This is a genomic window from Corallococcus sp. BB11-1 (genome assembly GCF_026626625.1).
Classification (GTDB): Bacteria; Myxococcota; Myxococcia; order Myxococcales; family Myxococcaceae; genus Corallococcus; species Corallococcus soli.
Genome location: NZ_JAPNJY010000025.1, coordinates 113172 through 138173, shown reverse-complemented (window position 1 = coordinate 138173; position 25002 = coordinate 113172). Strand labels below are relative to the sequence as shown.

The following is a 25002-nucleotide window of genomic DNA, read 5'->3' as shown; positions in this document are numbered from 1 at the left end:
CCGCCGTCAATCCATCCAAGGAGGCTGTGTGGGCGCTGTGCGAATCGTGGGGTTGATGCTCGCCGTCGCGGGCGGGGTGCTGCTGTTCACCGGGCTCAAGGCGAAGGACTCGCTGACCGAGCGCGCCAGTGAGCTGCTCACCGGGCGCAACACCGAGCAGACGACGCTCTACGTCGCGGGCGGCGGCGCGGCGCTCGTGGGCGGGGTGCTGCTGGCCCTCTTCGGAGGAGGGCGGGGCCGCCGTTAGGCCCCACCCCCTTCCGGTACGTCCGCGCGGGCCTACTTCTTGTCGGAGGCCTGCGCGGCCTGCGCGGCCTTGGCGCGCTTGGTCGCCTCGCCGAACTGCTTCGTCATCTCGTTGAACTCGGCCTGGAGCTGGTCGATGCGCACCTGGTGGGCCGCGGCGCTCGCCTTGGCGGCGGCGACGCGCTCGGCCGCGTCCGGATCCACGACGGCCTTCTTGCCCTTCTCCGGCTTCGGCGGCGTGGCAGCCTCGATGGCCTCCTGCTCGGCGGCGTCGCGCATGGCCTTCGAGTGCTCCATGTACTTCGCCATCACGACGCGCTTGTTGAGGTACGAGTTGGCGGAGTCCGGGTTGATGGCGATGACCTGGTCATAGACCTTCAGCGCCTTCTCCAGCTCCTCGGGAACCGCCGGGGCCGTCATGCTGCGGGCGCCGCCGCGCTGCGAGTGCATCTCCGCGATCCAGCCCAGGGAGTCGGTGTCCTTCGGGTTGATCTTCAGCGCCTCCTGGAAGTACTGCACCGCCTTCTCCATCGGGCCGTTCTTCGCGTACATGGCCGCGATGTTGCGGTAGACACCGGCCTTGTCGTCAGGCGTCTTGGCGAAGTCCATCAGCTTCATCGCCGCCTCGGCGGCCGCATCCGTCTGCCCCAGCTGCAGGTGCGCGAAGGCCTTCTTCTCCCAGACCTTGTCCTGGGTGGGGTCCAGCTTCAGCGACTCCTCGTACTCCTTCGTCGCCTCCGCGTAGTTCTTGTCGGCGAGGAAGTTGGTGCCCTTGATCCGGTGCTCCTTGGCCTTCTCCGCCTTCTCGTCCGAACAGCCAAAGGTCCCGCCCAGGGTCAGCACCCCGAGCATCAATCCCACGCGTCCCAACCGCTTCATGCCCAAAGCCTTTCGTGAAGTTCCAGGAGCACGCCTCGCGGGGCCCCATGTGGCGCGGAATATACCCGAACTCGCCGCGTGAACCGCTTGTCCTGAAGGCTAGGGCTGCCTCCAGGCGGGCGGGGCCCCGGGCGCCTCAGGGGCGACCGCGCGCGACCAGGTAGACGAGCAGGGGGGTGCCCAGGGCGGCCGTCACCACCCCCACTGGCAATTCACGGCCCGGTAGGATGACGCGCGCCGACGCATCGCACAATGCGAGGAACGCGGCCCCCACCAGCACCGACCCGGGCAGCAGGACGCGCCGGCTCACCCCCAGCGTCCGGCGCACCAGGTGCGGGACGATGAGCTCCACGAAGGCGATGGGGCCACACCAGGCGACACACGCGGCCACGCCCAGCGCGCCCAGGCCGATGGCCACCGTGCGCACGCGGCGGACGGGGACGCCCTGGGACTCGGCGTGCTCCTCCCCGGCGATGAACACCTCCAGGGCGCGGGTGAGGGCGAGCAGGCCCACCCCGGTGACGAGCGCGAACGGCGACAGCATCAGCACGCCCGAATAGCCCACCTGGGGCAGGTGCCCCAGGGACCAGCGGGTGGCGGCCATCAGCTCCGCGGAGTCCGCGGAGAACTGCAACCCGGTGGCGAGCGCCCCGGCCGCCATGGAGCAGGCGATGCCCGCGAGCACCACGTCGTTCATCCGCACCCGGCGGCCCGCGGCGATGGCGGCCACGATGAAGCTGACGCCCAGGGCCCCCACGAAGGCGGCGGCGGTGATGAGTGGCAGGCCCCCCGGCGCCAGCCGGGCCCCCAGGACGATGGCCACCAGGGCGCCCAGGGTCGCTCCGGCGGTGGTGCCCACGGTGCTGGGCGCGGCCAGCGGGTTCGCGAAGAGCGACTGGTACACCGCGCCGACAAGCGACAGCGTGCCGCCCACCAGCATCGCCATCAGCGTGCGGGGCACGCGCAGCTGCCAGAAGATGAAGTCCGCCGTGTCCGCGGAGAAGCCCGGGCCGATGAACGGCGCCACCGCGCAAGCCATCAGGCACAGCGCCAGCAGGAGCCAGAACCTCATCGCGCGCCTCCGCCATGGGGCAGGCCGACGAAGACGCGGTGTCCGTCCACGGACGTGCTGCGCATCCGCACCCCGAACAGCGCGCCCAGGTGCTCGCCCAGGTCGGGTGCGTCGTAGTCCACGTCGAACCTCACGCGCCCCTGGGCCAGTCCCACCACGCGGGGGGCTCGGGTGCCGGGGACGCGAGCGTGGGTGAGCACGTTGACGTCGTGGGTGACGCAGAGCAGGCCCCGGCCCGCGCGCCACAACTGGCCCACGCGCGTGTACAGGTCCATCTGCTGCGCGGGGTCCAGGAAGTTGGCGGGCTCGTCCAGCAACACCCACGGCGTCTCCTGTGCCAGCAGGCCCGCCATCGCCACGCGTTGCCGCTCGCCTCCGGACAGCTCCGTCACGGGACGCACCGCGAAGTCCTGGGCTCCCACCTCCGCGAGCGCCCGGTGCGCCGCCGCCTCGGAGGCGCGGCGGGATTCCGGGAAGCGGTAGCGCGCCGCCACCACCTGCTCCAGCGCGGTGATGGGCTCCGCCGCCTCCAGCCGCTGCGGCAGCCACGCGAGCCTCGCCGCGCGCTCCTTCGGCGCGAGGTCCGCCACGTCGCACCCCTCCACGCGCGCCCTCCCGGCGTCGGGCCGCAGCAACCCCAGCGCCACGCGCAGGAGCGTCGACTTCCCCGCGCCATTGGGCCCGACGATGGCCACGAACTCGCCGGGCGCGACGTCCAGGGACACGCCGTCCAGCAGCGTCCGCCCGCGCGCGCGCACCGTCACCGTGTCCAGCGTCAGCCCGGCCGTCATCGCGCGGAGGGCAGGGTGCCCAGGGCGGAGCGCAGCCGCTCCACGACGTCGAGGATGGCCGGCCCGGTGGACTGCACGTCGGGACCGATGACCAGCCGCACCCGGTCCTCCCGCGCGGCCCGCAGCCCGGTGAGCTTCTTCCACGGCGCGAGCACCAGGGCCTGCTGCCCGGCGTCCATTTTCGCGGCGGTGACGAGCAGCAGCACCGCGTCCGGATCCACCGCGATGAGCCCCTCCAGCGACAGGTTGGGCGGGCCGGCGCCGTCCTCGGCCACGGCGTTGCGCGCCCCCGCGGCCTCCAGCGCGGCGCCGTGCAGCGAGCCGCGCTTCATGTACCAGACCTCCGACAGCGTGCCCGACGCGTCGCCCAGCACCAGCAGCACCCGGGGCGCGTCCTTGGGGGCAGGGCGCGACAGCGTGCCCTGGAACCGCTCCGCCAGCGCCGTGGCCTGGGCCTCGCGTCCACTCAGCCGGCCCAACTCCTTCACGCTCGCCACCACGTCGGAGAGTGAGAGCCACGGCAGGACCTTCAGCGGCGCGAGCGCGGACAGCGCCTCCGCGGGCGCCTGCTTCACCTGCTGATCCACGAGCAGCGTGGGCTTGAGCCTCGCGATGGCCTCGAAGTTCGGCGCGAACGTGGTGCCCACCTTCGGCAGGGCGGGGGTGCCTTCGGGCAGCACCGTGTAGTCCGAAACGCCCACCACCTCCGGACCCGCACCCAGCGCGAAGAGCGTCTCCGTGATGGACGGCGACAGCGAGACGATCCGCCGCGCCTGCGCCTCTGAAGCGGGAGGCGCCGGCTTCTGGCAGCCGGCCGCGAGCACCAGCACGACGACGAGCAGGGAGGGGAGGCGGAAGGGACTCATGGGGCGGTGGCCTTCTAGCACGGGCCCGGTCCCGGGTGCCGGGAAGCGGGGCCTGGGCTTCGCTCGCCGCGCGCGTATCCTTGGGCATCCTCACAGGGGGATTTCCCAGACATGTCTTTCCGGACTCCGTTGTCCCGCGTGCTCTGCGCCGCGGTGTTCCTTTGCGCTTCTTCCGCCTTCGCCGCCTCGCCCTTCACGGAAGGGATGGTCTCCATCGCGTTGGATGACGGCTGGACCACGCAGTACACGCTCGCGCGGCCGGCGCTCAACTCACGCGGCCTCCGTGCCACGTACTACGTGGTCACTGACGCGGTGGATCAAGGCTGGAGCGGCTACATGAGCCTCGCGCAGGTGCGGACGCTCCACGCGGAGAACCATGAGATCGCCAGCCACACGCGCACGCACGCGGACCTCACCTCGCTGACGCCCGCGCAGCTCACGACGGAGCTGCACGACTCGCGCGCCTGGCTGGCCGCGAACGTCGGCGCGATGTGCGGCAGCAACTTCGCCTCTCCCTATGGCGCGTACAACGCGACGGTGATGACGTCACTGAAGGCGGAGTACGCCAGCCACCGCACCATCAACGCGGGCCGCAACTACCGCGACACCGTCGTCTACGAGCTGCGCGCCAACGACGTGTCGAGCGCGGTGTCGGTGGCGACGGTGAAGGGGTGGATCAACCAGGCCATCGCGGAGAAGAGCTGGCTCATCATCCTCTTCCACGAGTTCACCACCGGCACGCCCACGCGCACGACGCAGTACAGGTCGACGAACTTCGCCAGCATCCTCAACCACGTGACGTCGACCGGCATCCGCACCGTCACCGTGGCGGAGGGCCTGGCGCTGACGGACGGCCTCACGGACGCCCCGCCGTCGGTGGGCACGGTCATCTACGACGACGCCATGGGCAGCGGGTTCCAGGACTGGAGCTGGGCGACGCACGACCTGGATGAGGCCGTCACCGTTCACGCCGGCTCCACGGCGATCCGCTTCGAGCCGGACTACTGGGAGGCGCTGATGTTCCACCACACCGGGCTGGACCTGGCGCTGTACCAGTCCATCGACCTGTGGGTGCACGGTGGCACGACCGGCGGGCAGCAGCTGCGGCTGGCGCTCTACGACAACGCCACGCACCTGGGCAGCATCAACCTGGCGTCCGTGCTGGGCCACCCCCTCGCGGCGGGGACCTGGCAGAAGGTGTCCATCCCACTGAGCCTGCTGGGCGCGACGTCCGGCACGGTGAACGACTTCTATCTGTCGGACGACTCGGGATCGGATCAAAGCGCGGTGTACGTGGACGACTTCGTGCTCGTCCCGCACTGAGGAACGGAGCCACCGCGCGCGCTGGCGGGACACCGGCGCGCGCGGCGGGGGGGCTCGCCTAGAGGCGGACCAGCTCCACGTCATCCATGTGGATGAAGCTGGAGCCGTTGTGCGTGGGCGCCTTGCTGTGCAGGCCGAACTCCAGGTAGCCGTTGGCCGGCACGGAGATGGCGGGCGTCTCCAGCAGCGTGTAGCCGCCGTAGGTGCCCAGGTTGGTGATGGCCGGCGCGCACGAGCCGCAGGTCTTCACCTGGAAGCGCGCGAAGTCGAACGTGCCGCCCTTGCGGAACCACGCGCGCAGCTTGTACGTGCCCGCCTGCAGGCCGGACTTCGTCTGGTACGTCCAGGACTCGAAGGGCGCGCCCGACGTCCAGTGCGTCAGGTGGTAGCTGCCCGAGTGCCCGCCGTTGTACGTCTCCGAGATGGCGGCGGACGTGGTGCCCCAGGTGTTCCAGCCCGTCAGGCCCTGCTCGAAGCCCGCGTTGGTGAGCCCCAGCGACTGCGAGCCACCGGGCTGGTACCAGCGCACCCACTCGACCTCCATCGTCTTCCGGGCGCCCCACGGCAGGTCGATGGCGTTCGGCGACGGGTGGCCGTACCAGTTGCCGCCCATCGCGAGGTTCAGGATGAGGTAGTGCGGCTGCTGGAACTCCGACTCGTTGTGGCCGAAGGTCGCCGTGGACACGAAGTCGCGATCCAACCGGAACACGATGCTGTTGGCGTTCCACTCCACCTCATACGTGTGGAAGTCCTGCGACAGGTCCACGCCACGGCTGGCGCCGGTGCCCCAGTCCGCCTGCCCGCCGTTGTGCCAGTGCAGCGCGGACTTCATCCAGGTGGGCTCGTTGGAGTGCCACTCCAGGATGTCGATCTCCCCCGCGGCCGGCCAGCCCGCGCTGGACATGTTGGAGCCCAGCGTCCAGAAGGCCGGCCACATGCCGTAGCCAGGGGGAATCTTGATGCTCGCGACGATCTTCCCGTAGCGCCCCTCCACCTTGCCCTTGGTGTGCAGGCGGCCGGAGTAGAACGAACGGTAGTTGCCGGGGCAGCGCGGGTCCGTGGGGTTGTCCCCCGTGCGCTCGCCCGTGATGATCAGCTTGCCGTTGCCCACCGTCACGTTCTGCGCGCGCGGGTACTCCAGCTCGCCCGTGCCGAAGTTGCAGTTGTTGGTGACGGGATCCCAGTTGCTCGTCAGCACCGTCCACGCGCCCGTGTTCAGCGACGTGCCGGTGAAGTCGTCCTGCCAGGTCAGGTTCCAGCCCGCGCCCGGATCATAGGAGCGCTCGCCCTGCTGTGTCTGGCCATAGCCGCTCTCCTCCACGGGAGCCCCGGAGGGCGCTTCCGGCTCGGGCGAACAGCCGGAGAGGGTGGCGAGGAAGCCTGCCGCGACGAGGCCAGCACGAGTGGGGGAAGACATGGGTGCTCCGGGTTGAGGGAGCAATCATGATTGCCTGTTTTAACGTGTCTTGCCAGGAAGACATGGATGCGGGGCGGTGGAGATGCGTGGATGTGAAAGGGTGGTGGGTGCCGCATACTCGACGTCCGCATGCGCATCCCCCTCCCGCTCCGGGGTCTTGGCTTCGCCCTCGTGACCGTCGTCCTGGTCGCGTGTCGCATCGAATCCGCCGCGCCGTCGGGTGGGGCCGCCGTGTCGCAGGCCGCGACGCCCTCCGGTGAGGTGTGGGTCTACACGTCGATGTACCGGCACGTCCTGGACGCGCTGGAGCCGCTGCTCAAGGAGCGGCTGCCCGGCGTGCAGGTGCACTGGTACCAGGCGGGCAGCGAGAAGGTGTCCAGCCGGCTGGAGGCGGAGCGGGCCGCGGGCGCGGTGCGCGCGGACGTGCTGATGACGTCGGATCCGTTCCTCTACGAACGGCTGGCGCGGGACGGGGCGTTCCTCCGGTATGCGTCCGTGAACGCGCTGCGCATCCCTCGCACGCTGCTGGACCTGGAGGCGAGGTACGCGGCGGTGCGGCTGTCCACGATGGTGCTGGTGCACCGCGCGGGGGCGGGCGAGGCGCCGAAGTCGTTCGCCGCGCTGGTGGACGGGAGCTGGAAGGGGAGGGTCGCCATTGGGGATCCGCTCACGTCTGGCACGGCGTTCACCTGGGCGGTGTTCATGCATGCGCGGCAGGGCGACGCGTACTTCGCGGGGCTGCGGGAGCGGGGCGCGGTGGTGGCGGGCGGCAACGCGGCCGTGCTCCAGAAGGTGGAGAGCGGCGAGGTGGACGCGGGCGTGCTGCTCCTGGAGAACGCGCTCACGGCGAGGGCGAAGGGCAGCCCCGTCGAGGTGGTCTGGCCCGACGATGGCGCCGTCGTCATCCCCGGCCCGGTGGGGCTGTTCGCGACGACGCGCAACCCGGTGGCGGCGAAGGCGCTGGTGGACGTGCTGCTGTCCCCGGAAGGCCAGCGCATCATCGTGGAGAAGGGCGACATGCACGCGGTGGATCCGCGCCTGGGCGGACCTCGTGGCGAGCCCGGCGTGGAGGGCCTGCTGGGCCGTGCGCGGGCCTGGTCCCCGGCGCTGCTGGACCAGGGGCTGCTGCATGGGGGCGACATCAAGGAAGCCTTCAGCCGGGCGTTCGCGCGATGACGGGGCGTGGCTGGGGGCGGTGGCTGGCGCTGGGCGCGTGGTCGGTGCCGCTGCTGCTCTTCGCGGTGCTGCCGGTCGCGGCGCTGCTGCTGCGGGGCGTGGGCGCGGCGACGGGGGGCATGGGGCAGGTGCTCGCGGGGGAGTCCGGGGCCCTGCTGAACACGCTGGCCAGCTCCCTGGGGGCGACGGCGTGGGCGCTGGGGCTGGGGGCGCCGCTGGCGCTCCTGCTGTTCCGCACCGACCTGCCCGGGCGGGGCGCGTTCACGGTGTTGTTCACGCTGCCCTCCGCCATTCCGGCGTTCATCTGGGGCATGGGGTGGCTGTCGCTCGCGAGCCCCCGGGCCGGCTACCTCAACCGGCTGCTGGGCGCGGAGGTGTTCAACCTCTATGGGGTGGGAGGCATCGCGTTCGTGGAGGGGCTGTCGGGCCTGCCGCTGGTGCTGCTCGCCGGGGCGGCGGCGCTGCGGCGCGTGGATCCGGCGCTGGAGGAGGCCGCCCGGGTGTGTGGCGCGTCTCCGCTTCGCGCCCTCCTGAGCACCACGGTTCCCCTGGCGCTGCCGTCGCTGCTGTCGGGCGCGGTGATGGTGTTCCTCATGGCCGCGTCCTCCTTTGGCGTGCCGTACCTGCTGGGCATTTCGGCGTCGCCCCCCACGCGGGTGCTCACCACGCGCATCTATGAGCTGGTGTTGCTGGGCAGCGAGGAGGGGTTGCCGCGCGCATCCGTGCTCGCGTCGTTCCTGTTGCTGCTGACGCCGCTGGCGTTGGGCCTGACGTGGGTGCTGGGGCGGGCGGGGCGGGTGCGGTTGAGCGCGGGCAAGGGCGTGTCTCCCCGCGTACTCGCGCTGGGGCCGTGGCGCCGGTGGGCGCTGGTCGGCGTGGGCGCGGTGGGGGGCGTGCTGGTGGTGCTGCCCCTGGCGGCCATCCTGCTGACGTCGCTGCAACGCAGCTTCGGCGCGGCGCTGACGTGGGACGCCCTGACGCTGTCGCATTGGTCCGGCGTGCTGTGGGACGCGCGCACGCTGCGGGCCACGGGGCGCAGCGTGTTGCTCGCGGCGGGCGCGGGCGTGCTGGTGGTGGGGCTGGGGCTCGCGGGCGCGCTCCTGCGACGGACGTTCCGGCGCGGGGGCGCGGGCGTGGAGGCGATGGCGGTGTGGCCCTTCGCGGTGCCGGGCACGGTGCTGGCGCTGGCGCTGCTGGTGGCGTTCTCGCGCGACTGGCGGCTGGTGGTGCTGGAGCGGGTGGCCTTCGTGCTGGCGCTGGCGCACACGCCCTGGCTGCTGCTGGTGGCCTACGTGGGCAAGTACCTGGCGCTGGGCGAGCGCAACAGCTCCGAGGCGCTGGCGCAGGTGGACCCGTCGCTGGCGGAGGCGGCCCGGGTGGGGGGCGCCGGGCCCATGCGGGCGTTCACGGACGCGACGCTGCCGTTGCTCCGGCCTGCGCTCACGGTGGCGTTCGTGCTGGCGTTCCTCGCGTGCGCCACGGAGATCACCTTGTCGGTGTTGCTGGTGCCCGCGGGCTCCGAAGTCCTGGGGACGCTGTTGTTCGAGTTGCAGAGCTACGCGGATCCGGCCTCCGCGGCGGTGCTGGCGTGCGCGTTCGTGGCGCTGGTGGTGGCGGGACAGGCCGTGCTGGCGTGGACGCGGCGACGCGTGCCGGAGGTGCGGTGATGGCGGCCATCGTCCTGGAGGGACTGGTCAAGGCGTACGGCGGGACGCCCGTGGTGCGGGGTCTGAGCCTGGAGGTGGGGCAGGGCGAGCTGGTGTCGCTGCTGGGACCTTCCGGCTGCGGCAAGACGACGACGCTTCGGATGCTCGCCGGTCTGGAGCATCCGGACTCGGGCACCATCCGCCTGGGCGATGACGTGGTGGCCGGCCCTGGCGTACGCGTGCCTCCAGAGCGGCGCGGCCTGGGCATGGTGTTCCAGAGCTATGCCGTCTGGCCGCATCGCAGCGTGGAGGCGAACGTCGCGTATCCGCTGGTGCTCCGGAAGGTGCCCCGGCACGAGGTGGCTTCCCGGGTCCGGGAGGCCCTCCGGTGGGTGCGGCTGGAGGCGCTCGCGGCGCGGATGCCGCACGAGCTGTCGGGTGGACAGCTTCAACGCGTGGCGCTCGCGCGGGCGTTGGTGGCGGACCCCCGGGTGTTGCTGCTGGACGAGCCCCTGTCGAACCTGGACGCGGCGCTGCGCGAGGAGCTGCGCGCGGAGATCGCCGCGCTGCGCGCCCGCCTGGGCACGACGCTGGTGTTCGTCACGCATGATCAGGGCGAGGCGCTGGCGCTGTCGGACCGCATCGCCGTGATGAACCGGGGCGTCATCGAACAGGTGGACACCCCGGAGCGGCTCTACCGCGACCCGGCGACCCCGTTCGTCGCGGGCTTCGTCGGTGGCGCGAACGTGCTGCGGGGCGAGGCCCGGGCGGGCACGTTCCACTGCGCGGGGACGCAGCTTGCGTTCGAGCTGCCGGCGGAGCTGCGCGGGCGCTCGGGGCCAGGGACGCTGGTGGTGCGTCCGGAGGAGCTGGAGTTGGGTGCGGCAGGAACGCCGCTGGTCCTCTCCGCGCGCCTGTTCCTGGGACACGCGGCGGAGTACCGCTTCCCCGTGGGGGATGCGTTCCTGCGCGTCATCGGGCCGGCGCTGGAGGGCGTGCGGGCCGGGCAGACGTTGAACGTGCGCCTGCGCAAGGCCACGGTGTTCGACGGCGTCGCTTGAGGCTCAGTACAGCGTCGTCTTCAGCCGTGCCGGCAGCTCCCGGTCGTATTCGTCTCCGTCGAAGGGGTCCTGGCTGATGGCGGCGAGCATCGCCCCGTTGCTGGGAAGCGCCGTGCGCGGGACGTGCCTTGCAGGGTTCCAGAGTTCGGAGCGGATCAGCGACCGACTGCACTGGAAGAAGACCGACTCCACGGCGATGTGGAGCACCGAGCGAGGCTGCTTCCCCTCGAAGGTGAACCGCTCCAGCATCGCTGGTTCAACGACGATGCTCGCCCGGCCGTTGACGCGCAGGGTCTCGTTGACGCCGGGGACCAGGAAGAGCAGCGCGACCCTGGGGTCGGTCAGGATGTTCCGCAGCGAGTCGGCGCGGTTGTTGCCGCGGCGGTCGGGCAGCAGCAGCGTGCGCGCGTCCTCGATGACGATGAAGCCCGCCGGGTCACCCCGGGGGGAGACATCCAGCCCCTCCGGCCCGGAGGTGGCGAGCACCGCGAAGGGTGAGGTTTCGATGAAGGGCCGATAAGCCGGATGAATGTGGTCCACCACCTTGAGGACCGAGGGCTTCGTGGGGAAGCCGTACAGCCGTTCGAGCGCCTCGACATCCGTCACGGTCTTCATCCGGGTGCTCCTCCCGAGGGGGACAAAATCACCATCGGAATGACCATGTCACAGCCATCCCCCGTGATTCGTCCTGGGGGTGGACAGGCACTCTTCCTGTCCGGAAATGGAGCCGCACATGAAGGCCAGGATGAACCCGTTCGCCGCCGCACCCGCGCTCATGAAGGAGATGCTCGACTTCTCCGGGAAGGTCCAGGGCAGCGGGCTGGAGTCGAACCTGTTGGAGTTGGTGAAGATCCGCGCCTCGCAGATCAACGGCTGCGCCTTCTGCATCCACATGCACACCCGCGACGCCCGCGCGCATGGGGAGACCGAGGAGCGCATCTTCCTGCTGAACGCCTGGCGCGAGTCGCCCCTGTTCACGGACCGTGAGCGGGCGGCCCTGGCCTGGACGGAGGCCCTGACGCTCGTCTCCCAGACGCACGCGCCGGATGCGGACTACACTGCGATGCGGGCGCATTTCAGCGAGGAGGAGAGCGTGAAGCTGACCCTGATGATCGGGGTGATCAACACCTGGAACCGGATCTCCGTCGGCTTCCAGTCCATCCATCCGGTGACCTCGCGCAGTGAAGCTGCCTGACGCGAACCCCGCGGACGCCTTCGACCCGCTCCGCCCCCGCCTGCTCCGCATCGCCTACCGGATGCTGGGCATCGTCGCGGAGGCGGAGGACGTGGTGCAGGAGGCGTATCTGCGCTGGCACCAGACGGACCGCGCCGCCGTGCGGGACGCCGAGGCCGTGCTCGTTCGCACGGTGACGCGCCTGTGCCTCGACGTGCTGAAGTCCGCCCGCGTCCAGCGCGAGCAGTACGTGGGGACCTGGCTTCCAGAGCCCATCGTCGAAACCGTGGAGGGCGACGACTTGACGCTGACCCTGATGATGGCCCTGGAGCGCCTGTCCCCCCTGGAGCGCGCCGCGTTCCTCCTGCATGACGTCTTCGGCATGGACTTCGACGAGGTGGCGAAGGCCATTGAGCGCGACCCCGCGGCCTGCCGCCAGCTCGCCAGCCGGGCGCGGACCCATGTGCGCGAGGCCCGCCCCCGCTTCCCTGTCTCCGAAGGGCAGGGGCGTGAGCTGGCTTCGGCGTTCTTCACCGCGTCGCGCAGCGGGGACGTGAACGCGCTCCAGGCGCTGCTCGCGAAGGATGTCGTCACGTATTCCGACGGTGGAGGCAAGACGAAGGCCGCGCTCAATCCCATCTACGGGGCGGAGAAGACCTTGCGTCTCTTCGACGGGCTGTTCCAGCGCTCGGGGTTGCGGTCGTCCAAGCTCGTTCACGAGGGCGCCATCGACGGGTTGCCGGCGTTCGTCACCCTCGAAGCGGATGGCCTCTTGCAGACCACGGCGTTCGCCATCGAAGAGGGGCGCATCATCGCCATCTACGTCACGCGCAACCCGGACAAGCTGCACACCATCCGCCGGGCGGTGGGCGAGGACGTCACTTGACGGAACCCGGCAGCCCCTCCGCGATGGTCCCGAGCGCACGCAGGTGAGCGTGCCGCGCTTGCGCTGGAGCCTCTGGCGCGCGGGCCGTTCGGGAAGATCGTGGTGGAGTCCTGCGGAGGGGTAGGGTGGGGGCATGTCGCGCCCCCCTGTTCCCCCGCGTCGTTTCCACTCCGAGCCGTTGGTCCTGGTGCTGCGTCACCTGGAGGCGGCGCTGGCGGCAGGGCCGGTGTCCATTGAAGTTCCGGACCCGGACCTGGGCCTTGGGAAGTACCCGGGAGAGCGCGTCGGGCCGGAGGGCGGGCTCGTCCATCGGCCGCTTCGGAGCTGGTGTGACCTGGCGGAGGGATTGTCCTGCCGCCTGCGCACGCCGCGCGCGGTGGATGACACGCACGTCCTGCTCACGTTCGAGCCGCTGGGCGCGGAGGCCCCGTGGCACGCGGGCGGTGGGGAGCGCTCGGAGGCGCCACAGGAGCGCTATGGCGTGGAGTCCGACTTCGCGCGGGTGCGGAAGTTCGAGGACGCGGGCTTCCTGGTGCCGTGGCTGCAAGCGGTGGCGCGGCTGCGCCTGCCTCCCGGCGCACGGGTGCTGGACCTGGGCGTCAACCGGGGGGATGAGCTGGCCGCGTTCGAGTCCGTCGAAGGCGTCCGCTTCGTGGGCGTGGACCACAGCGCGAGCGCAATCGACGCGGCCCGCGGGGCGTTCCCGGATGCGCGGCATGCGTTCGTGCAGGCGGACCTGAACGCGCTCCCGGCGGCGCTTGGGCGCTTCGACGCGGTGGTGTCCGTGGGCACGCTGCAAAGCCCCGGCGTGGATGACCGGGCTCTCCTGCGCAAGCTCGTGCAGGAGCACCTGGAGCCCCGGGCCTCACTGGTGCTGGGCTTTCCCAACTCCCGCTTCCGGGATGGCGAGGTCGTCTACGGCGCGCGCGTGCGCAACCTGCGCGAGCCGGACCTGTCGCTGCTGGTGAAGGACCTGTCCTTCTACCGCCGCTACCTGCACCAGCACGGCTTCCGCACGTTCCTGGGCGGCAAGTACGACCTGCTGCTCACGGCGGTGCGGGGACAGGCGTCGGACGAAGAAGCGCCGGATCAGGACTGAGCGCGCCGGGCGCGCAGCGTCTCCAGCGTCTGGGCCACGCGGCGCTCGCGGATCTCCTCGCGCTTCGCCTCGGTGATGGCCTGCGCGAATTCCTTCCGGTGCGTGAACGCGAGCCCGTCGAACAGATCACCCACCGGCCGCCAACGCCGTTGGCCTCTTCGAGCTTCGCGGTGAAGGTCTGCTTCGTCGCCGTCGTCATGGCGTGAGCGCTGGTGCCGGAGCGGCTGCCTGCGCCTTGCGCCTGGATGAGAGCTCCAAGGCCACGAGCGGGATGAGCACCAGGCTGAGCATCCAGCAGATGAACCCGATGGAGGGATACAGCAGCTCGGTGAACTGGACACCGCCCTCGTCCGCCGGCAGCGGGTGGACGTACCAGGACAGGGACGACATCCCCACGACGGCGGCAATCGAACCAACCACGAGGGCACCGCGATCCGCGCCCAGCATCAGCAGGAAGAGCGCGATGGCGGACAGCGGGTTCGCGTACCAGCCAATGTTCAAGCCGAACACGCCCAGCCAGCCGGTCAGCAGCAGCTCGTAGCCAGCCAGGTCCCGCTCGTTGCTCCGGGAGATGCTCCCCACGGTGATCACCCTCATCGCGGGTGCCGCGCACGCGATGAGGAACAGGACGGACACTCCCGATGCGGCGAGGAAGCGCTCCTTCACGTACGGGATGACGGCGTTTGTCCGAGGGGGCGGATGCGAGGTGCTCATGAGGCGCCCATACTATCCGCGCCGGGAGAGGACGAAAGCCGCGAGGGGGATGACCAGGAGGCTGCTCCGCCAGCCATGGAAACCCACGGATGGGTGTTGCAGGTGGGTGATGTTGGAGGCGTTCGGGTCCACCCACACGGGACGGTTTTCCGCACGTCATGGAAAGACGCTCGCACGAAGGGGCGTTCCCATCCGCGCGAGCGCTTCGGCGCGGAGGTTAGCCCGGCTTGACGAACCTCAGCGCGAACCGGTCGCTCGTGCCCCGGCGTTCGCCCGCGGCGCCTGGGCTGGAGTTCCAGTCGCGCGTGTCCTCCGGGTTGCGCCAGACGTCGGTCTCCTCCTGGAGCTTGAAGCCCGCCGCCTCGACCTCTTCGTGCACCACCTTCTCGTCGATGCGGTGCAGCGTCTTGGCGTCCGCGATGCCGGTGCCGGGCTTCGCGCTCGAATCCAGGATGACGTAGACGCCACCGGGCTTGAGCGCCTGGAACACCGCCGCGTTCATCTTCGCCGGGTCCGAGCCGAGCAGCGTGACGTCGTGGTAGATGATGTTGCTCACCACCACGTCCAGGTCATTCACTTCGGGCGGCAGCGGCGAGTCCAGCTCGCGGTCCACGCGCACCACGTTCTGGTTCACCGGACGCGCCAGCCGCTCCTGCCACGGCTTCTCCGCGAACTTCTCCAGCACGAACTTCGGGTTCACGCCGTACACCTTGCCCGTGGGCCCCACCGCGCGCGCCAGGAACTCCGTGGTGTAGCCGCCGCCCGCCATCAGCTCCGCGACCTTCATGCCGGGCCGCACGCCGGAGAATTCGATGAGGGCCGCGGGGTGCCGGCCCGCATCCAGCGCCCGGTCCGCCTCCGTGCGATCAGGGGCGTCCACCAGCGCCTGCGCCGACACGGGCGCGGGCTGGGAGTCGGGGGTCGAGGCAGGAGACGACGGGGTCGCGGACGTCGAATGGGAACAACCCGCGAGGACGAGGAACGAGGCCGTCAGCAGTGCATTGCGCATGCGCGATCTATACGCCCCGGGCCTCCGCTTGCCTTCCAAAAGCAGGGCCGGCTGTCCGCTTGCGGGACGTGGGTGCCTTGAACGGACACACCTCCCGTGGCGCCTCCACGCGCCGCCTGCCGCAAGCCCCGGGGCTCATCCGGCCCAGGCGCGCCGGGCTCAGGACACCAGGTCGTGGGCGTGCACGGTCGCCTGGCGGGGCAGGTGGACGGAGAAGGTCGTGCCGGCCTCGGCGCTGGAGGTCGCGACCACGCGACCGCCGTGTGCTCGCACCACCTGCTCCACGATGTAGAGCCCCAGCCCCACGCTGCGGGACGCCCGGTCCTCGTCGTGCTGGCCTCGCCGCATCGCCTGGAACAGCTTGGGCAGCATCTCCGGGGGAATGGGGCGGCCCCGGTTGTGGACCTCCAGCAGCAGGTCGTCCCCCTCCGCGCGCGTCGTCACCCGCACCGGCGCGTCCGGGTCGCCGTAGCGGAGGGCGTTGGTGACCAGGTTCTGCACCACCTGGCCCAGCCGCTCCCCGTCCCAGGTGCCGTGGCCGTCGCCCTGTTGCTCCAGCACCACCTGGCGCTCCGGGAACGCCACCTGGACCTCCTCCAGCGCCTGACGGGTGGCCTCGTGGAAGTCCATGGCGCGGCGGTGCACCGGCAGCCCTCCGCCCAGCCGGGCCTGGGTCACGTCCAGCAGGTCGCGGATGAGCCGGTTGGCGCGCTCGGCGCTGCTGATGATGCGGCCCGTGTTCTTGGTCGCGCGCTCGCCCAGGTCGTCGCGCTGGAGCAGGGCGTGCGCTGACAGCAGGATGGCGTTGAGGGGGTTGCGCAGGTCGTGGCTGACGATGCCGATGAGCTGTTGCTCGAACTCCGCGCGCTGCCGCGCGTCCTCCTCGCGGCGGTGGCGTTCGGTGATGTCGCGGCTCACCGTGGCGATGCCCATGTCCTCGCCCGTGGTCGCGTCGCGCAGCATGAAGAAGTTGAAGTGCACGGGCACCGTGGCCCCGGTGCGGAAGTGACGGAAGCGGAACTCGCCGTCCCAGCGGCCCTGTTCCCGCAGCCTCGGGAGGATGACGTCGCGCACGTAGCGGCGGTCCTCTTCGTGGAAGTAGTCGAGCAGGCTCGTGCGCCGCACCTCCTCCATGCCCTGCAACCCCAGCAGCCGCTGCCCCGCTTCATTGACGAACACGGCCCTCCCGTCCGTCTCGCCAATCCCGATGAAGTCCGAGGACTGCTCCACCACGGCGCTGAACTTCTCGCGCTCCTGCTCCGCGCGGCGCTGCCCCTTCCGCGCCCGCGCCGCCGCGAGGTTTCCCTCCACGCGCGCCAGCAGCTCGCGCGCCGAGAAGGGCTTCACCAGGTAGTCGGTGGCCCCCATGCGCAGGCCCTCCACGGTGGCCTCCTCGCCGGCCCGCGCCGACAGCAGGATGATGGGCACGTAGCGCGTGCGCGCGTCCTCGCGCAGCCGGCGCAGGAGCCCGAAGCCATCCAGCCCCGGCATCATCACGTCGCTCAGCACGAGGTCGGGCACCCGGCTCCGACAGGCCTCCAGCGCCTCCAACCCGTTCGCCGCCAGCGTCAGCTCGAAGCGCTCCGCGAGCAGCGAGCGCACGTACGCGCGCATGTCCGCGTTGTCATCCACGAACAGGACGTGACCCTCGATGCCTCGGGGCGCCGGTGATGGTCCCGCGTCGGGCGCCAGGAGCAGGGGAACGCTCGGTGCCTCCAGCCAGCCGGAGGTTTCCTCCAGGAACGCCGACATGGCCAGGCCCGGCGCGGTCCTCGGAGACGGCTGCGCACCCCGCCCCGAATCCGGCGCCAGGTCGGACTCGGAGCGAGGCCCTGGAGCGGACACCGGGCCGGACGCCGCGCCGGGTTCCAGCGCGGGCTCGTGGGCCTGTTCCGGTACCGGTCCCTCCGTCACGCTTCGCCGGCCCGGCCTCGGGGCGGGCTCGGCCTGCGTGGGCAGCGTGACGGTGAAGGTGCTCCCCTGGCCGGGAACGCTCTCCACCTGGATGTCGCCCCCGTGCAGCTTCACCAGCTCCCGCACCAGCGACAGGCCGATGCCGCTGCCCTCGTAGCTGCGCCCCCGGGCCCCCTGCACCCGGTGGAAGCGCTCGAAGATGCGCGGCAACTCGTCCGCCGGGATGCCCGTGCCGGTGTCCGCCACGCTCAGCAACACCCGGGACTCCTGCGACCGGAGGCTCACGCGGATGCCGCCCGCGTGGGTGAACTTGAACGCGTTGGAGACGAGGTTGAGGACGACCTTCTCCCACTGCTCGGGATCCACCCAGACGGGCCGTGGAAGCGGGGGGCAGTCCACCTCCAGCGACAGGCCCGCGCGCTCCAGGGTGGAGCGGAAGCCGCTGACCAGCCCCACCGTGAGCGCGGCGAGGTCCGTGGGCGCCGCCGCCGAGTGCATGCGGCCCGCTTCGATGCGGGAGAAGTCCAGCAGCGTGTTGACGAGCTTGAGCAGGCGCAGGCCGTTGCGGTGCACCGTCCGCTGGCGCTCCAACTGCCGGGGCCCCAGGGGCTCCACCGGGTCCTGGAGGCCGTCCTCCACCGGGCCCAACATCAGCGCCAGCGGCGTGCGGAACTCGTGGCTCACGTTGCTGAAGAAGTCCGTCTTCGCGCGGTCCAGCGCGGACAGGGCCTCCGCGCGGCGGCGCTCCTCCTCGCGGGCCTGGGCACCGGCGATGGCCGTCGTCACGCCTCGCGCCAGCAGCTCCAGGAAGCCCCGGTACTTCTCGTCGAGCGCGAGGCGGGCGCTCAGGCCCGTCACCAGGAAGCCCGCGGGCCGCGCATGCCCGACTCGCGGCAGGGGCTGCACCCAGGCGGAGGCGGCCCCTTCCGGCCAGGGGCCGGCCGCCACGGAGCCCGTGTTCGTGGGCAGCCGCTTCCACTCCACGGCGGCGTTGGTGCTCGCGGTGGGGCCCAGGGGCCAGGGGGCCTCCGCGCCCGGGGTGTCCTCCAGGAGCGCGACGGTGGCGGGCGCCAGGCCGTCCACGTCCGCGGGCAGCCCGCACGTCCCGGCCAGCCGCGCCGTGCCGGTCGCGTCGTCCACCAGGTAGAGCAGGGCGAAGGGCACGTCGTGCGGATCCGTGGCGATGACGCGGAGCGCTTCCTGGCAGGCCTCCTCGGAGGTGGCGCGCTCGGCGGTGGCCGCGCCCAGCGCGCGCAGGGTGTCGAGCCGGCGGGTGCCGATGACCTGCGCAGTGGTTTCGGTGAGCGCGGCGAAGATGCCGCCCACGCCGCCTGACTCATCGCGGATGGGCGAGTGACTGTAGGTGAAGTAGCACTCCTCGACGAAGCCGTTGCGGTCGAGCGGCATCATCAAGTCTTCGACGTAGACGGCCTCGCCGGTGGACTGGATGCGCGCCCAGTCGGGGCCCAGCACGTGCCAGACCTCCGGCCAGGTGACGGCCGCCTCCTGGCCCAGGGCGGCGGGGTGCTTCGTCCTGCCGCAGATGGGGCGGTACGCGTCGTTGTAGAGCTGGACGTACTTCGGCCCCCACGCGACGTAGAGCGGGTAGCTGGCCGCCAGCACGATGCCCACGGACGTGCGCAGGGACTGGGGCCAGGACTCCACGGGGCCGAGGGCCGTGTTCGCCCAGTCCACCTGTCGCAGCAGGGCGCCACAAGCACCTCCGCCCCGCAGTACATCGTCTACCGCACTCATGCGCCTCCACGCCCCGGGCCCCCTTCCCTGGTGGAAGGCGTTTGGCTACCCGTAGGGCGTCTCTTCGTGCCGTTTGAACGGGTACGCGAGCTGCCCCAGGTAGGTCTCCGGGGGCTGGAACTTCGTGGTTCCGTACGCGGATGGCCAGTGCGCTGGCATGTGCGCGGTGCCGAAAAGTGCATCGATGAACGACAGGAAGACGGCGAAGTTCTTGTCGATGCCCTCCTCATCCGACGTGTGGTGCCAGTGGTGGAACTCCGGGGTCGCGAAGATCCACCGCAGGTAGGGCCAGCGGTGGGTGACGTTCGCGTGGATGTACACGGCGTGGAAGGACACGAAGACCAGGTAGCCGTAGATGGCGGACGGGTGGAAGCCCAGGAGGAACACCGGCACGAAGCCCGCCAGCCGGTTGACGAGCACGTCCACCAGGTGCGAGCGGGAGCTGGCCAGCCAGTCCATGTGCAGGCTGGAGTGGTGGATGGCGTGGAAGTTCCACATCCACGGCACCGTATGGAAGGCCCGGTGCACCCAGTAGCTCACCAGGTCCACCACCAGCAGGATTTCGAAGAACTGGAGCCAGACCGGCTGGGCGGCCACGTGCTTCTGGAAGTCCATGCGCACCGCCCAGGACAGGAACACCTGGACCGGGATGAGCACCGAGAAGGAGATGAGCTGCACGCCCACGTGGCTGACGAAGAAGTGCTTCAGGTCCGTCTGCCAGCCCGCGCGGAAGATGCGCTGCTCATGCAGGCCCCACAGCCGCTCCATGGGGATGAAGATCAGCCCTAGCACCAGCAGGTCCAGGGCGAAGAAGTCCAGGCCCGCGCTCAGCGCGCGCGGCTGGTGCGTGAGGGGCTCCGCCTCTCCGCCCCCCAGCAGCATGGCCACCATCGCGAGCACCATGGCGATGCCCCCGTGCGCCTTGGAGCGCAGCGTCAGCACGCTGAAGGTGCCCAGCACGAAGGTGAGGACGATGGACACCTGGAGGATTCCCCGGAAGAGGCCCAGGTGCTCCGAGTAGAAGGCGCGTCCGTCGTTGGACACCAGCACGTGGGGGAACAGGAAGCAGAACTCGGCGAGCACGCACAACACGCCCAGCAGTCCGCCGGTGACACCGGCCCGCTTGCCCAGGTCGATGCGCAGGGCGGGGGCCAAAGGGAATTCCAAGGGAACCATCCAGAAGGGAAGGTGAGACGGGGAAGGAATCTAGCGGGCTTCCTGACGCCCTTCGCCAGGACCCCGGCGGTTGGGACTTCCAACGAAAGCGGGTCAAGGCAACGGGCAGACGTCCGGAGCGGGAGGGCTGATCACCGCGCCCTGGAGCGGGGCGCACGGTTGGAGGCTGCGCAAGTGGATGCGGCCCGCCGCGCCGCCGCCGCCACCACCGGCGCCGGAGCCAAGGAGCACGAGGGTGGTGCCATCCTGGCCCGTAGTGGGCGCGGTGATCCCTGCACCCCCGTTTCCACCCGAACCTCCGTAGAAAGGCGTCCCGTCTCCTCCCGATGCGACGCTGTTCTCGGTTTCGGATCCATTCGTGCCCGCCGCGCCGTCATTGGTCGGTCCTCCCAGCACCAGTGGAGCCTCCGCGCCTTCGCCGCCACCGCCACCATTCGCGGTGAGGCGGGCGTTGCCAGTGAGGTTGAGCTGGAAGGCCTCCAGCACCACGAGGCCGCCACTGCCTCCGCCACCACCTCCCGATGCTGCTGACGGGCCCGAAGCCTGGGCTCTTCCACCCAGCCCCGCCGCTGCGCTCGCGGAGATGTGGGTTGCCACGGTCAGCGTTCTGGAGACGGAGATCTGGACGGCGCCTCCTCCGGCGCCCCCCATTCCACCCAGCACGCCGGACATGCCGCCGCCAGCGCCTCCCGCGCAACCACCCAGGAGCGGAATGGGAGCGCTGACTCGGGCTCCTCCAGCAAGACCTTGCACCGCTCCACCAACCCCCGTGCCGCCAGCGGCCCCCGGGGTGCCGCCGCCCGCGCCTCCGCCGCCTCCGCCCCAGTTGTTGACGTAGCTTCCATTCGTGCCAGCGATGCCGGTACACACCTGTTGGCCGCCCGCGCCCGGCACCATCGTCCCGTTCTCGAAGCGTCCGCTGACGAGGATGGGATGGTTCAGCGTCGCGTCCCCGAAGACGGCCAGGATGACGGGGCGGGAGCCCACGATGCGCAGCGTCCCGCCCAGTTCCAGGGTGCGCACCGGGATGAGCAAGGCACTGGGAATGCCATCTCCCTGGGTGATGGGCAGGACCTGGAGTTGGGCCAGGTTCACGACGGCCTCCGCGGGGGTCCACGTCCCGAACTCCCCATTGTCGGTGTCGAACATCACGTTCCCCGTGGTGATGAGGGTCCGGATGTCCGCCGCCTGGATCTCATTCGCGGGGAAGTTGCTCGTGGGATAGGGGAACGGCACGCAAGCCCCGGTTGCATCGCATACGCGCGGGCGCCCGCTGGGGGACTCGCCGCACAGCGTGTTGAGCTGTGCCGGGTCCGGTTCAAACTGGCAGTTGTTCTGCGCGACGCAGCCGCTGAACACCCGCTGGCACACGGGCGCGCTGCACGCTTCGACGGTGCCGACGCAGGCACCCTGGCCATCGCAGGAGCTGGTCGCCGTGCAGGGATCCGCATCCGTACAGACCGTCATGGCGGGCTTGGGCTCGTACCGGCACAGGCCGCTGGTCGAGTCGCAGGTGCCCGCCTCCGCCTGACAGACGGAGCTCATGTTGGGAGGGCACACCAGGGAAGGGCCGTCGCACTGGCTGTTGGCATTACAGCTTGCCGTGGGCACGCATTTGTCGCCGCTGTCGCAGGCCATGCCCACCGGGACGGGGCCCGGGACGCACTCACCCGTGCTGGACTCGCACGACAGCCGGGGCGCGCAGAGGTTCGGTGACTGGTCGCACACGACGGGAACGCCACCTCCGCATTCCGCGGCCGCGCCCACGCCAATGCACCGCTTGTTCGTGGTGCACTTGTCTCCGCCCGTGCAGGTCTTCTCCGCGCAGTCCCTGTCCGCGCACGCTTTGAGGCCGTCGCAGTCGTAGTCCGTCGTTTCGTCGCACTGCTCCGCGGCGCCCGGGCGGACGTCCTTCCGGGAGTCATCGCAGTCGGAGGCTCCGGCCCAGGACAGGCCCACGGCCGAAGGCGAGCCGTCTTCGTCCGTGTCCACCGCCACCAGCTTCACGTCGAAGCGGGCGAACTCCCGGGGAGGAATCGCGATGGGGGCTTCGCTCGTGAACTGCTCGACGGCGGGACCGGCGCAGCGGGTGCCGTCGATGTTCGCGAACGAGGACACCGAGACGGTCAGCTCACGGCCCCATTCCGGCTTGCGGAGCACCGCGACGAGGACCGTCTTCGTGGCGTCGTTCTTGAACTGCCCCTGGACGATGTCCGTCGCGCCGCGAGGGCGCTGCGTGTCCTGGACCTCCACGCGCACGCACGCGGGCTTGTAGGAGCCGTACTCCACGGAGACGCGAAGCGCGCCGTCCTCGGGGGCCTTCTCGCCACAAGCGCCCAGCAACACCACGAATCCCAACAGGCAGAGCCGATACATGGCGTGGCACTGTATCCAACATTCCCCGCGCCTCCGAGACCCGGGGTGAAGAAGGGAAGGGCGGTGCCTTCTGTGGCGAGCGGGGTCCCCTGGACCCGGCTCGCTGGAGTGCGTGCTTCAAAGCTTGTCTTGGTACCGACGCCCTGGTTGCCGAGAACGGTGCATCAAGGGACCGAGCATCCTCCGGTGGGCGGTGGGCTGATGACAGGGCCGCTGGCCATCATGCAGGACTGCACGCTCCGCAGGTGGATGTAGCCCACGGCGCCACCGCCACCGCCACCAGCACCTTCGGCGTTATTAAAAGTACCGCCACTGGAGCCACTTTGCGGCGGCGTGTTCCCGGTTCCACCCGTTCCACCGTTTCCACCACTGTTACTGTTGGAGTCACCGCCGGCTGCGGGAGAGCTCTGGTCCTCTGCGCCATTGGTACCGTCCTCTCCGTTGGTGCTGGCAGAACTGGAGGCCGCGCCGCCTTCGCCGCCGCCGCCGCCGTTGGCGGTGAGGCGGGCACTGTCCGTCAGGGCCACCTGGAAGGCTTCCAGCACCACGCGACCTCCACTGCCACCACCGCCACCCCCTGCGGACGCGCCGCCACCGCTGGTGTTGGCGCCGCCTCCTCCTCCGCCATGGCCGCTGGCGGAGATGTGCTTTGAAACGGTCAGCGTGCGCGCGACCGAAAGCTGGAAGGCACCACCCCCCGCTCCGCCTTTGCCTGCCACAGCACCATTGCCACCACCGCCGTCGCCACCTGCACATCCTCCCATGAGGGGAACCGGTGCCTCACTCCGGGCTGCTCCTGCTCCACCCTGTGCGCCACCATTGCTGTAGCCCTTTCCGCCTTCCTTGCCCGCAGTGCCGTTGCCCGCGCCGCCGCCACCGCCAGCCTTGCGGTTGGCGAACTGCCCGTTCGTTCCGGCCGCGGAACCACAGTTCTGGTTGGCGCCCGCGCCGGGCGCAGTAAGGCTATTGACGAAGATGGGCTGATCCACGCTCGCATTCCCGAACACGGCCAGGATGACGGGCTTCAAACCCACGAGCGTCAACGCTCCTCCTAACTGCAGCGTTGCCACCGGGATGAGGATCGCTTCGGGGAGGCCAGCCCCCTGGGTAACGGGCAGGTACTTGAGCTGGGCGACATTCGTTACGGAGGATGACGGCGTCCACGACAGGGTATCGGAGTCGAAGGTCACGGCGCCGGAGGTCTGGAGGCCCTGGATGTCGGACGCGGCGATGGCGTTCGGATCGAAGTTGTAGGGCTTGTAGGGGAAGGGGCTGCACGCGCCGCTCGGCATGCACACGCCCGGACTCCCATTGGGCGTGTTGGTGCACGGGGTGTTGAGCTTCGTGGGATCCACTTCGTACCGGCAGTCCGCGACCGAGGTGCAGGCCTGCGCGAGCCGGAAGCACTGCTCGGGGGGAGCGCAGGCCGCGGGTGTGCCCACGCACGCACCGTTCCCATTGCACTGGTCGGCCGTGGTGCAAGGCAGCGCGTCATCGCAGGCGATAGTGGCCGGCAGCGGCTTGTAGCCACACGCCCCCGTGGTGGGGTTGCAGGTGCCCGCACTCTCCCGACAACTGGCGGTGCCCGGGTCGCACAGGCGCGCATTGCCCGCGCAGGTGCCGGCGCTGCATCGATCCCCGTCCGTGCAGAGGTTGCCGTCGTCACACAGGACCCCTTCGGGAAAGGGACCCGCCTCGCATAGGCCCGTGGCCGACTGGCACGTCTGGAGTGCGGCACAGGGTTCGCTCGGCTGGGCGCACTGTGTGGTGGTGGTCGGCAGGCAGCGGGCTTCCGCGCCTTCTCCTTCGCAGTGGTCTCCCTGCGTGCAGGCATTGCCATCATCACAAGCCATGCTTCTGCACGCAGGCTCCTGGCAGCCAATGAGCGCGTTGCAATTCAAATCCACGGTAGCGCTGCACGTCTCGGTCGCGCCTGGGTGGATGTTCGGGTTCGTGTCGTCGCAGTCGGGCCCGTTCGACCGTTGGGCATTCTGGAGATACCCATCACCATCCGCGTCGCTCGCCAGCAGCGTGATGGTCCATGAGTGCGATGCGCCCTTCGGCACGTTCAGCACTGAGTCGTGCTGGGTCTCCACCCGTTCTCCCGAGCATTGCTCCCCGGTAACTGCGTCGAACGAGGACACCATCAAAGACAGTGCTTGTCCCCAGTCCGGCTTGCGCACCATCGCAACCCGGGTTTCTTTTGTGTCCGGATCCGTGAATTGGCTGGAGGGGATGTCCGTCGCCGCCCGGTGCTCGCCATCTTCCAACTCCACGCGCACGCATGGGGGTTGATAGCTGCCGTGCTCCACGGTCAGGCGGATCACGCCGTCTTGTGGCTCCTTCATACGGCAAGAGGCCAGCAGAACCACGCATCCCAAGAGGAAGAGCCGAGACATGGCGCGGCACTCTACCCAATACG

General features: G+C 70.4%; 21 protein-coding genes. 8 read left to right on the top strand and 13 right to left on the bottom strand.

Features of this window, described 5'->3' with window-relative positions:
- Positions 1-28 precede the first annotated feature (28 nt).
- Positions 29-247, top strand: a complete 219-nt coding sequence (locus OV207_RS20495; protein ID WP_193348558.1) for a DUF3185 family protein — start codon at positions 29-31, stop codon at positions 245-247.
- 32 nt (positions 248-279) lie between these two features.
- On the opposite strand, the gene OV207_RS20490 is transcribed toward OV207_RS20495, so the two are convergent.
- From OV207_RS20490 to OV207_RS20475, 4 genes are all read right to left on the bottom strand, one after another.
- The gene (locus OV207_RS20490) at positions 280-1125 is read right to left on the bottom strand and encodes a tetratricopeptide repeat protein (protein ID WP_193348559.1); all 846 of its coding nucleotides are present in this window, start codon (positions 1123-1125) and stop codon (positions 280-282) included.
- 136 nt (positions 1126-1261) lie between these two features.
- The gene (locus tag OV207_RS20485) at positions 1262-2197 is read right to left on the bottom strand and encodes a FecCD family ABC transporter permease (protein ID WP_267556804.1); all 936 of its coding nucleotides are present in this window, start codon (positions 2195-2197) and stop codon (positions 1262-1264) included.
- On the bottom strand, positions 2194-2988 hold the full coding sequence (locus OV207_RS20480; protein WP_267556803.1) for an ABC transporter ATP-binding protein: 795 nt from the start codon (positions 2986-2988) through the stop codon (positions 2194-2196). Before OV207_RS20480 ends, OV207_RS20485 begins: the two co-directional genes overlap by 4 nt.
- Entirely contained in the window at positions 2985-3854 is an 870-nt protein-coding gene (locus OV207_RS20475; protein WP_267556802.1) for an ABC transporter substrate-binding protein, read from the bottom strand. The genes OV207_RS20480 and OV207_RS20475 overlap by 4 nt, the downstream gene beginning before the upstream one ends.
- Before the next feature lie 111 nt (positions 3855-3965).
- On the opposite strand from OV207_RS20475, the gene OV207_RS20470 reads away from it, so the two are divergent.
- On the top strand, positions 3966-5177 hold the full coding sequence (locus OV207_RS20470) for a polysaccharide deacetylase family protein (RefSeq protein WP_267556801.1): 1212 nt from the start codon (positions 3966-3968) through the stop codon (positions 5175-5177).
- Positions 5178-5235: 58 nt separating this feature from the next.
- On the opposite strand, the gene OV207_RS20465 is transcribed toward OV207_RS20470, so the two are convergent.
- Positions 5236-6594 carry a glycoside hydrolase family 16 protein gene (locus OV207_RS20465; RefSeq protein WP_267556800.1) on the bottom strand — a complete coding sequence of 453 codons (1359 nt, stop codon included), beginning with the start codon at positions 6592-6594 and terminating at the stop codon, positions 5236-5238.
- 129 nt (positions 6595-6723) lie between these two features.
- Between OV207_RS20465 and OV207_RS20460 the strand changes: the two genes are divergently transcribed.
- The 3 genes from OV207_RS20460 to OV207_RS20450 are packed head-to-tail and all read left to right on the top strand — an operon-like array spanning position 6724 to position 10477.
- On the top strand, positions 6724-7770 hold the full coding sequence (locus tag OV207_RS20460; RefSeq protein ID WP_267556799.1) for an ABC transporter substrate-binding protein: 1047 nt from the start codon (positions 6724-6726) through the stop codon (positions 7768-7770).
- On the top strand, positions 7767-9437 hold the full coding sequence (locus OV207_RS20455; RefSeq protein ID WP_267556798.1) for an ABC transporter permease: 1671 nt from the start codon (positions 7767-7769) through the stop codon (positions 9435-9437). Before OV207_RS20460 ends, OV207_RS20455 begins: the two co-directional genes overlap by 4 nt.
- Entirely contained in the window at positions 9437-10477 is a 1041-nt protein-coding gene (locus OV207_RS20450; RefSeq protein ID WP_267556797.1) for an ABC transporter ATP-binding protein, read from the top strand. Before OV207_RS20455 ends, OV207_RS20450 begins: the two co-directional genes overlap by 1 nt.
- A 3-nt stretch (positions 10478-10480) precedes the next feature.
- On the opposite strand, the gene OV207_RS20445 is transcribed toward OV207_RS20450, so the two are convergent.
- Positions 10481-11092 (bottom strand): pyridoxamine 5'-phosphate oxidase family protein, encoded by a 612-nt coding sequence (locus OV207_RS20445; RefSeq protein WP_267556796.1) that lies wholly within the window; start codon positions 11090-11092, stop codon positions 10481-10483.
- 118 nt (positions 11093-11210) lie between these two features.
- Here OV207_RS20445 and OV207_RS20440 point away from each other — a divergent pair, with 118 nt between their 5' ends.
- From OV207_RS20440 to OV207_RS20430, 3 genes are all read left to right on the top strand, one after another.
- Positions 11211-11672, top strand: a complete 462-nt coding sequence (locus OV207_RS20440) for a carboxymuconolactone decarboxylase family protein (RefSeq protein WP_267556795.1) — start codon at positions 11211-11213, stop codon at positions 11670-11672.
- Positions 11659-12537, top strand: a complete 879-nt coding sequence (locus OV207_RS20435; RefSeq protein ID WP_267556794.1) for a sigma-70 family RNA polymerase sigma factor — start codon at positions 11659-11661, stop codon at positions 12535-12537. The genes OV207_RS20440 and OV207_RS20435 overlap by 14 nt, the downstream gene beginning before the upstream one ends.
- A 133-nt stretch (positions 12538-12670) precedes the next feature.
- Complete coding sequence (locus tag OV207_RS20430; RefSeq protein ID WP_267556793.1) at positions 12671-13636, top strand: class I SAM-dependent methyltransferase; 966 nt, start codon at positions 12671-12673, stop codon at positions 13634-13636.
- Here OV207_RS20430 and OV207_RS20425 read toward each other — a convergent pair.
- The 7 genes from OV207_RS20425 to OV207_RS20395 all read right to left on the bottom strand — a co-directional run bounded on the left by OV207_RS20425 (position 13627) and on the right by OV207_RS20395 (position 24979).
- Entirely contained in the window at positions 13627-13770 is a 144-nt protein-coding gene (locus OV207_RS20425) for a YdeI/OmpD-associated family protein (RefSeq protein ID WP_267556792.1), read from the bottom strand. The two genes, OV207_RS20430 and OV207_RS20425, sit on opposite strands and share 10 nt — an antisense overlap.
- A 61-nt stretch (positions 13771-13831) precedes the next feature.
- A complete protein-coding gene (locus tag OV207_RS20420; RefSeq protein WP_267556791.1) occupies positions 13832-14350 on the bottom strand; it encodes a hypothetical protein in 519 nt (172 codons plus the stop codon).
- Positions 14351-14567: 217 nt separating this feature from the next.
- Positions 14568-15359: a class I SAM-dependent methyltransferase gene (locus OV207_RS20415; RefSeq protein ID WP_267556790.1), complete on the bottom strand. Its 792-nt coding sequence runs from the start codon at positions 15357-15359 to the stop codon at positions 14568-14570.
- 159 nt (positions 15360-15518) lie between these two features.
- On the bottom strand, positions 15519-19028 hold the full coding sequence (locus OV207_RS20410) for an ATP-binding protein (protein ID WP_267556789.1): 3510 nt from the start codon (positions 19026-19028) through the stop codon (positions 15519-15521).
- A 45-nt stretch (positions 19029-19073) separates the two neighbouring features.
- Positions 19074-20204 (bottom strand): sterol desaturase family protein, encoded by a 1131-nt coding sequence (locus tag OV207_RS20405; RefSeq protein ID WP_267556788.1) that lies wholly within the window; start codon positions 20202-20204, stop codon positions 19074-19076.
- A gap of 93 nt (positions 20205-20297) precedes the next feature.
- Positions 20298-22580: a putative metal-binding motif-containing protein gene (locus OV207_RS20400; protein WP_267556786.1), complete on the bottom strand. Its 2283-nt coding sequence runs from the start codon at positions 22578-22580 to the stop codon at positions 20298-20300.
- A 164-nt stretch (positions 22581-22744) separates the two neighbouring features.
- Positions 22745-24979, bottom strand: coding sequence for a putative metal-binding motif-containing protein (locus OV207_RS20395; protein ID WP_267556785.1), 2235 nt, complete (start codon positions 24977-24979; stop codon positions 22745-22747).
- Positions 24980-25002: the final 23 nt, after the last annotated feature.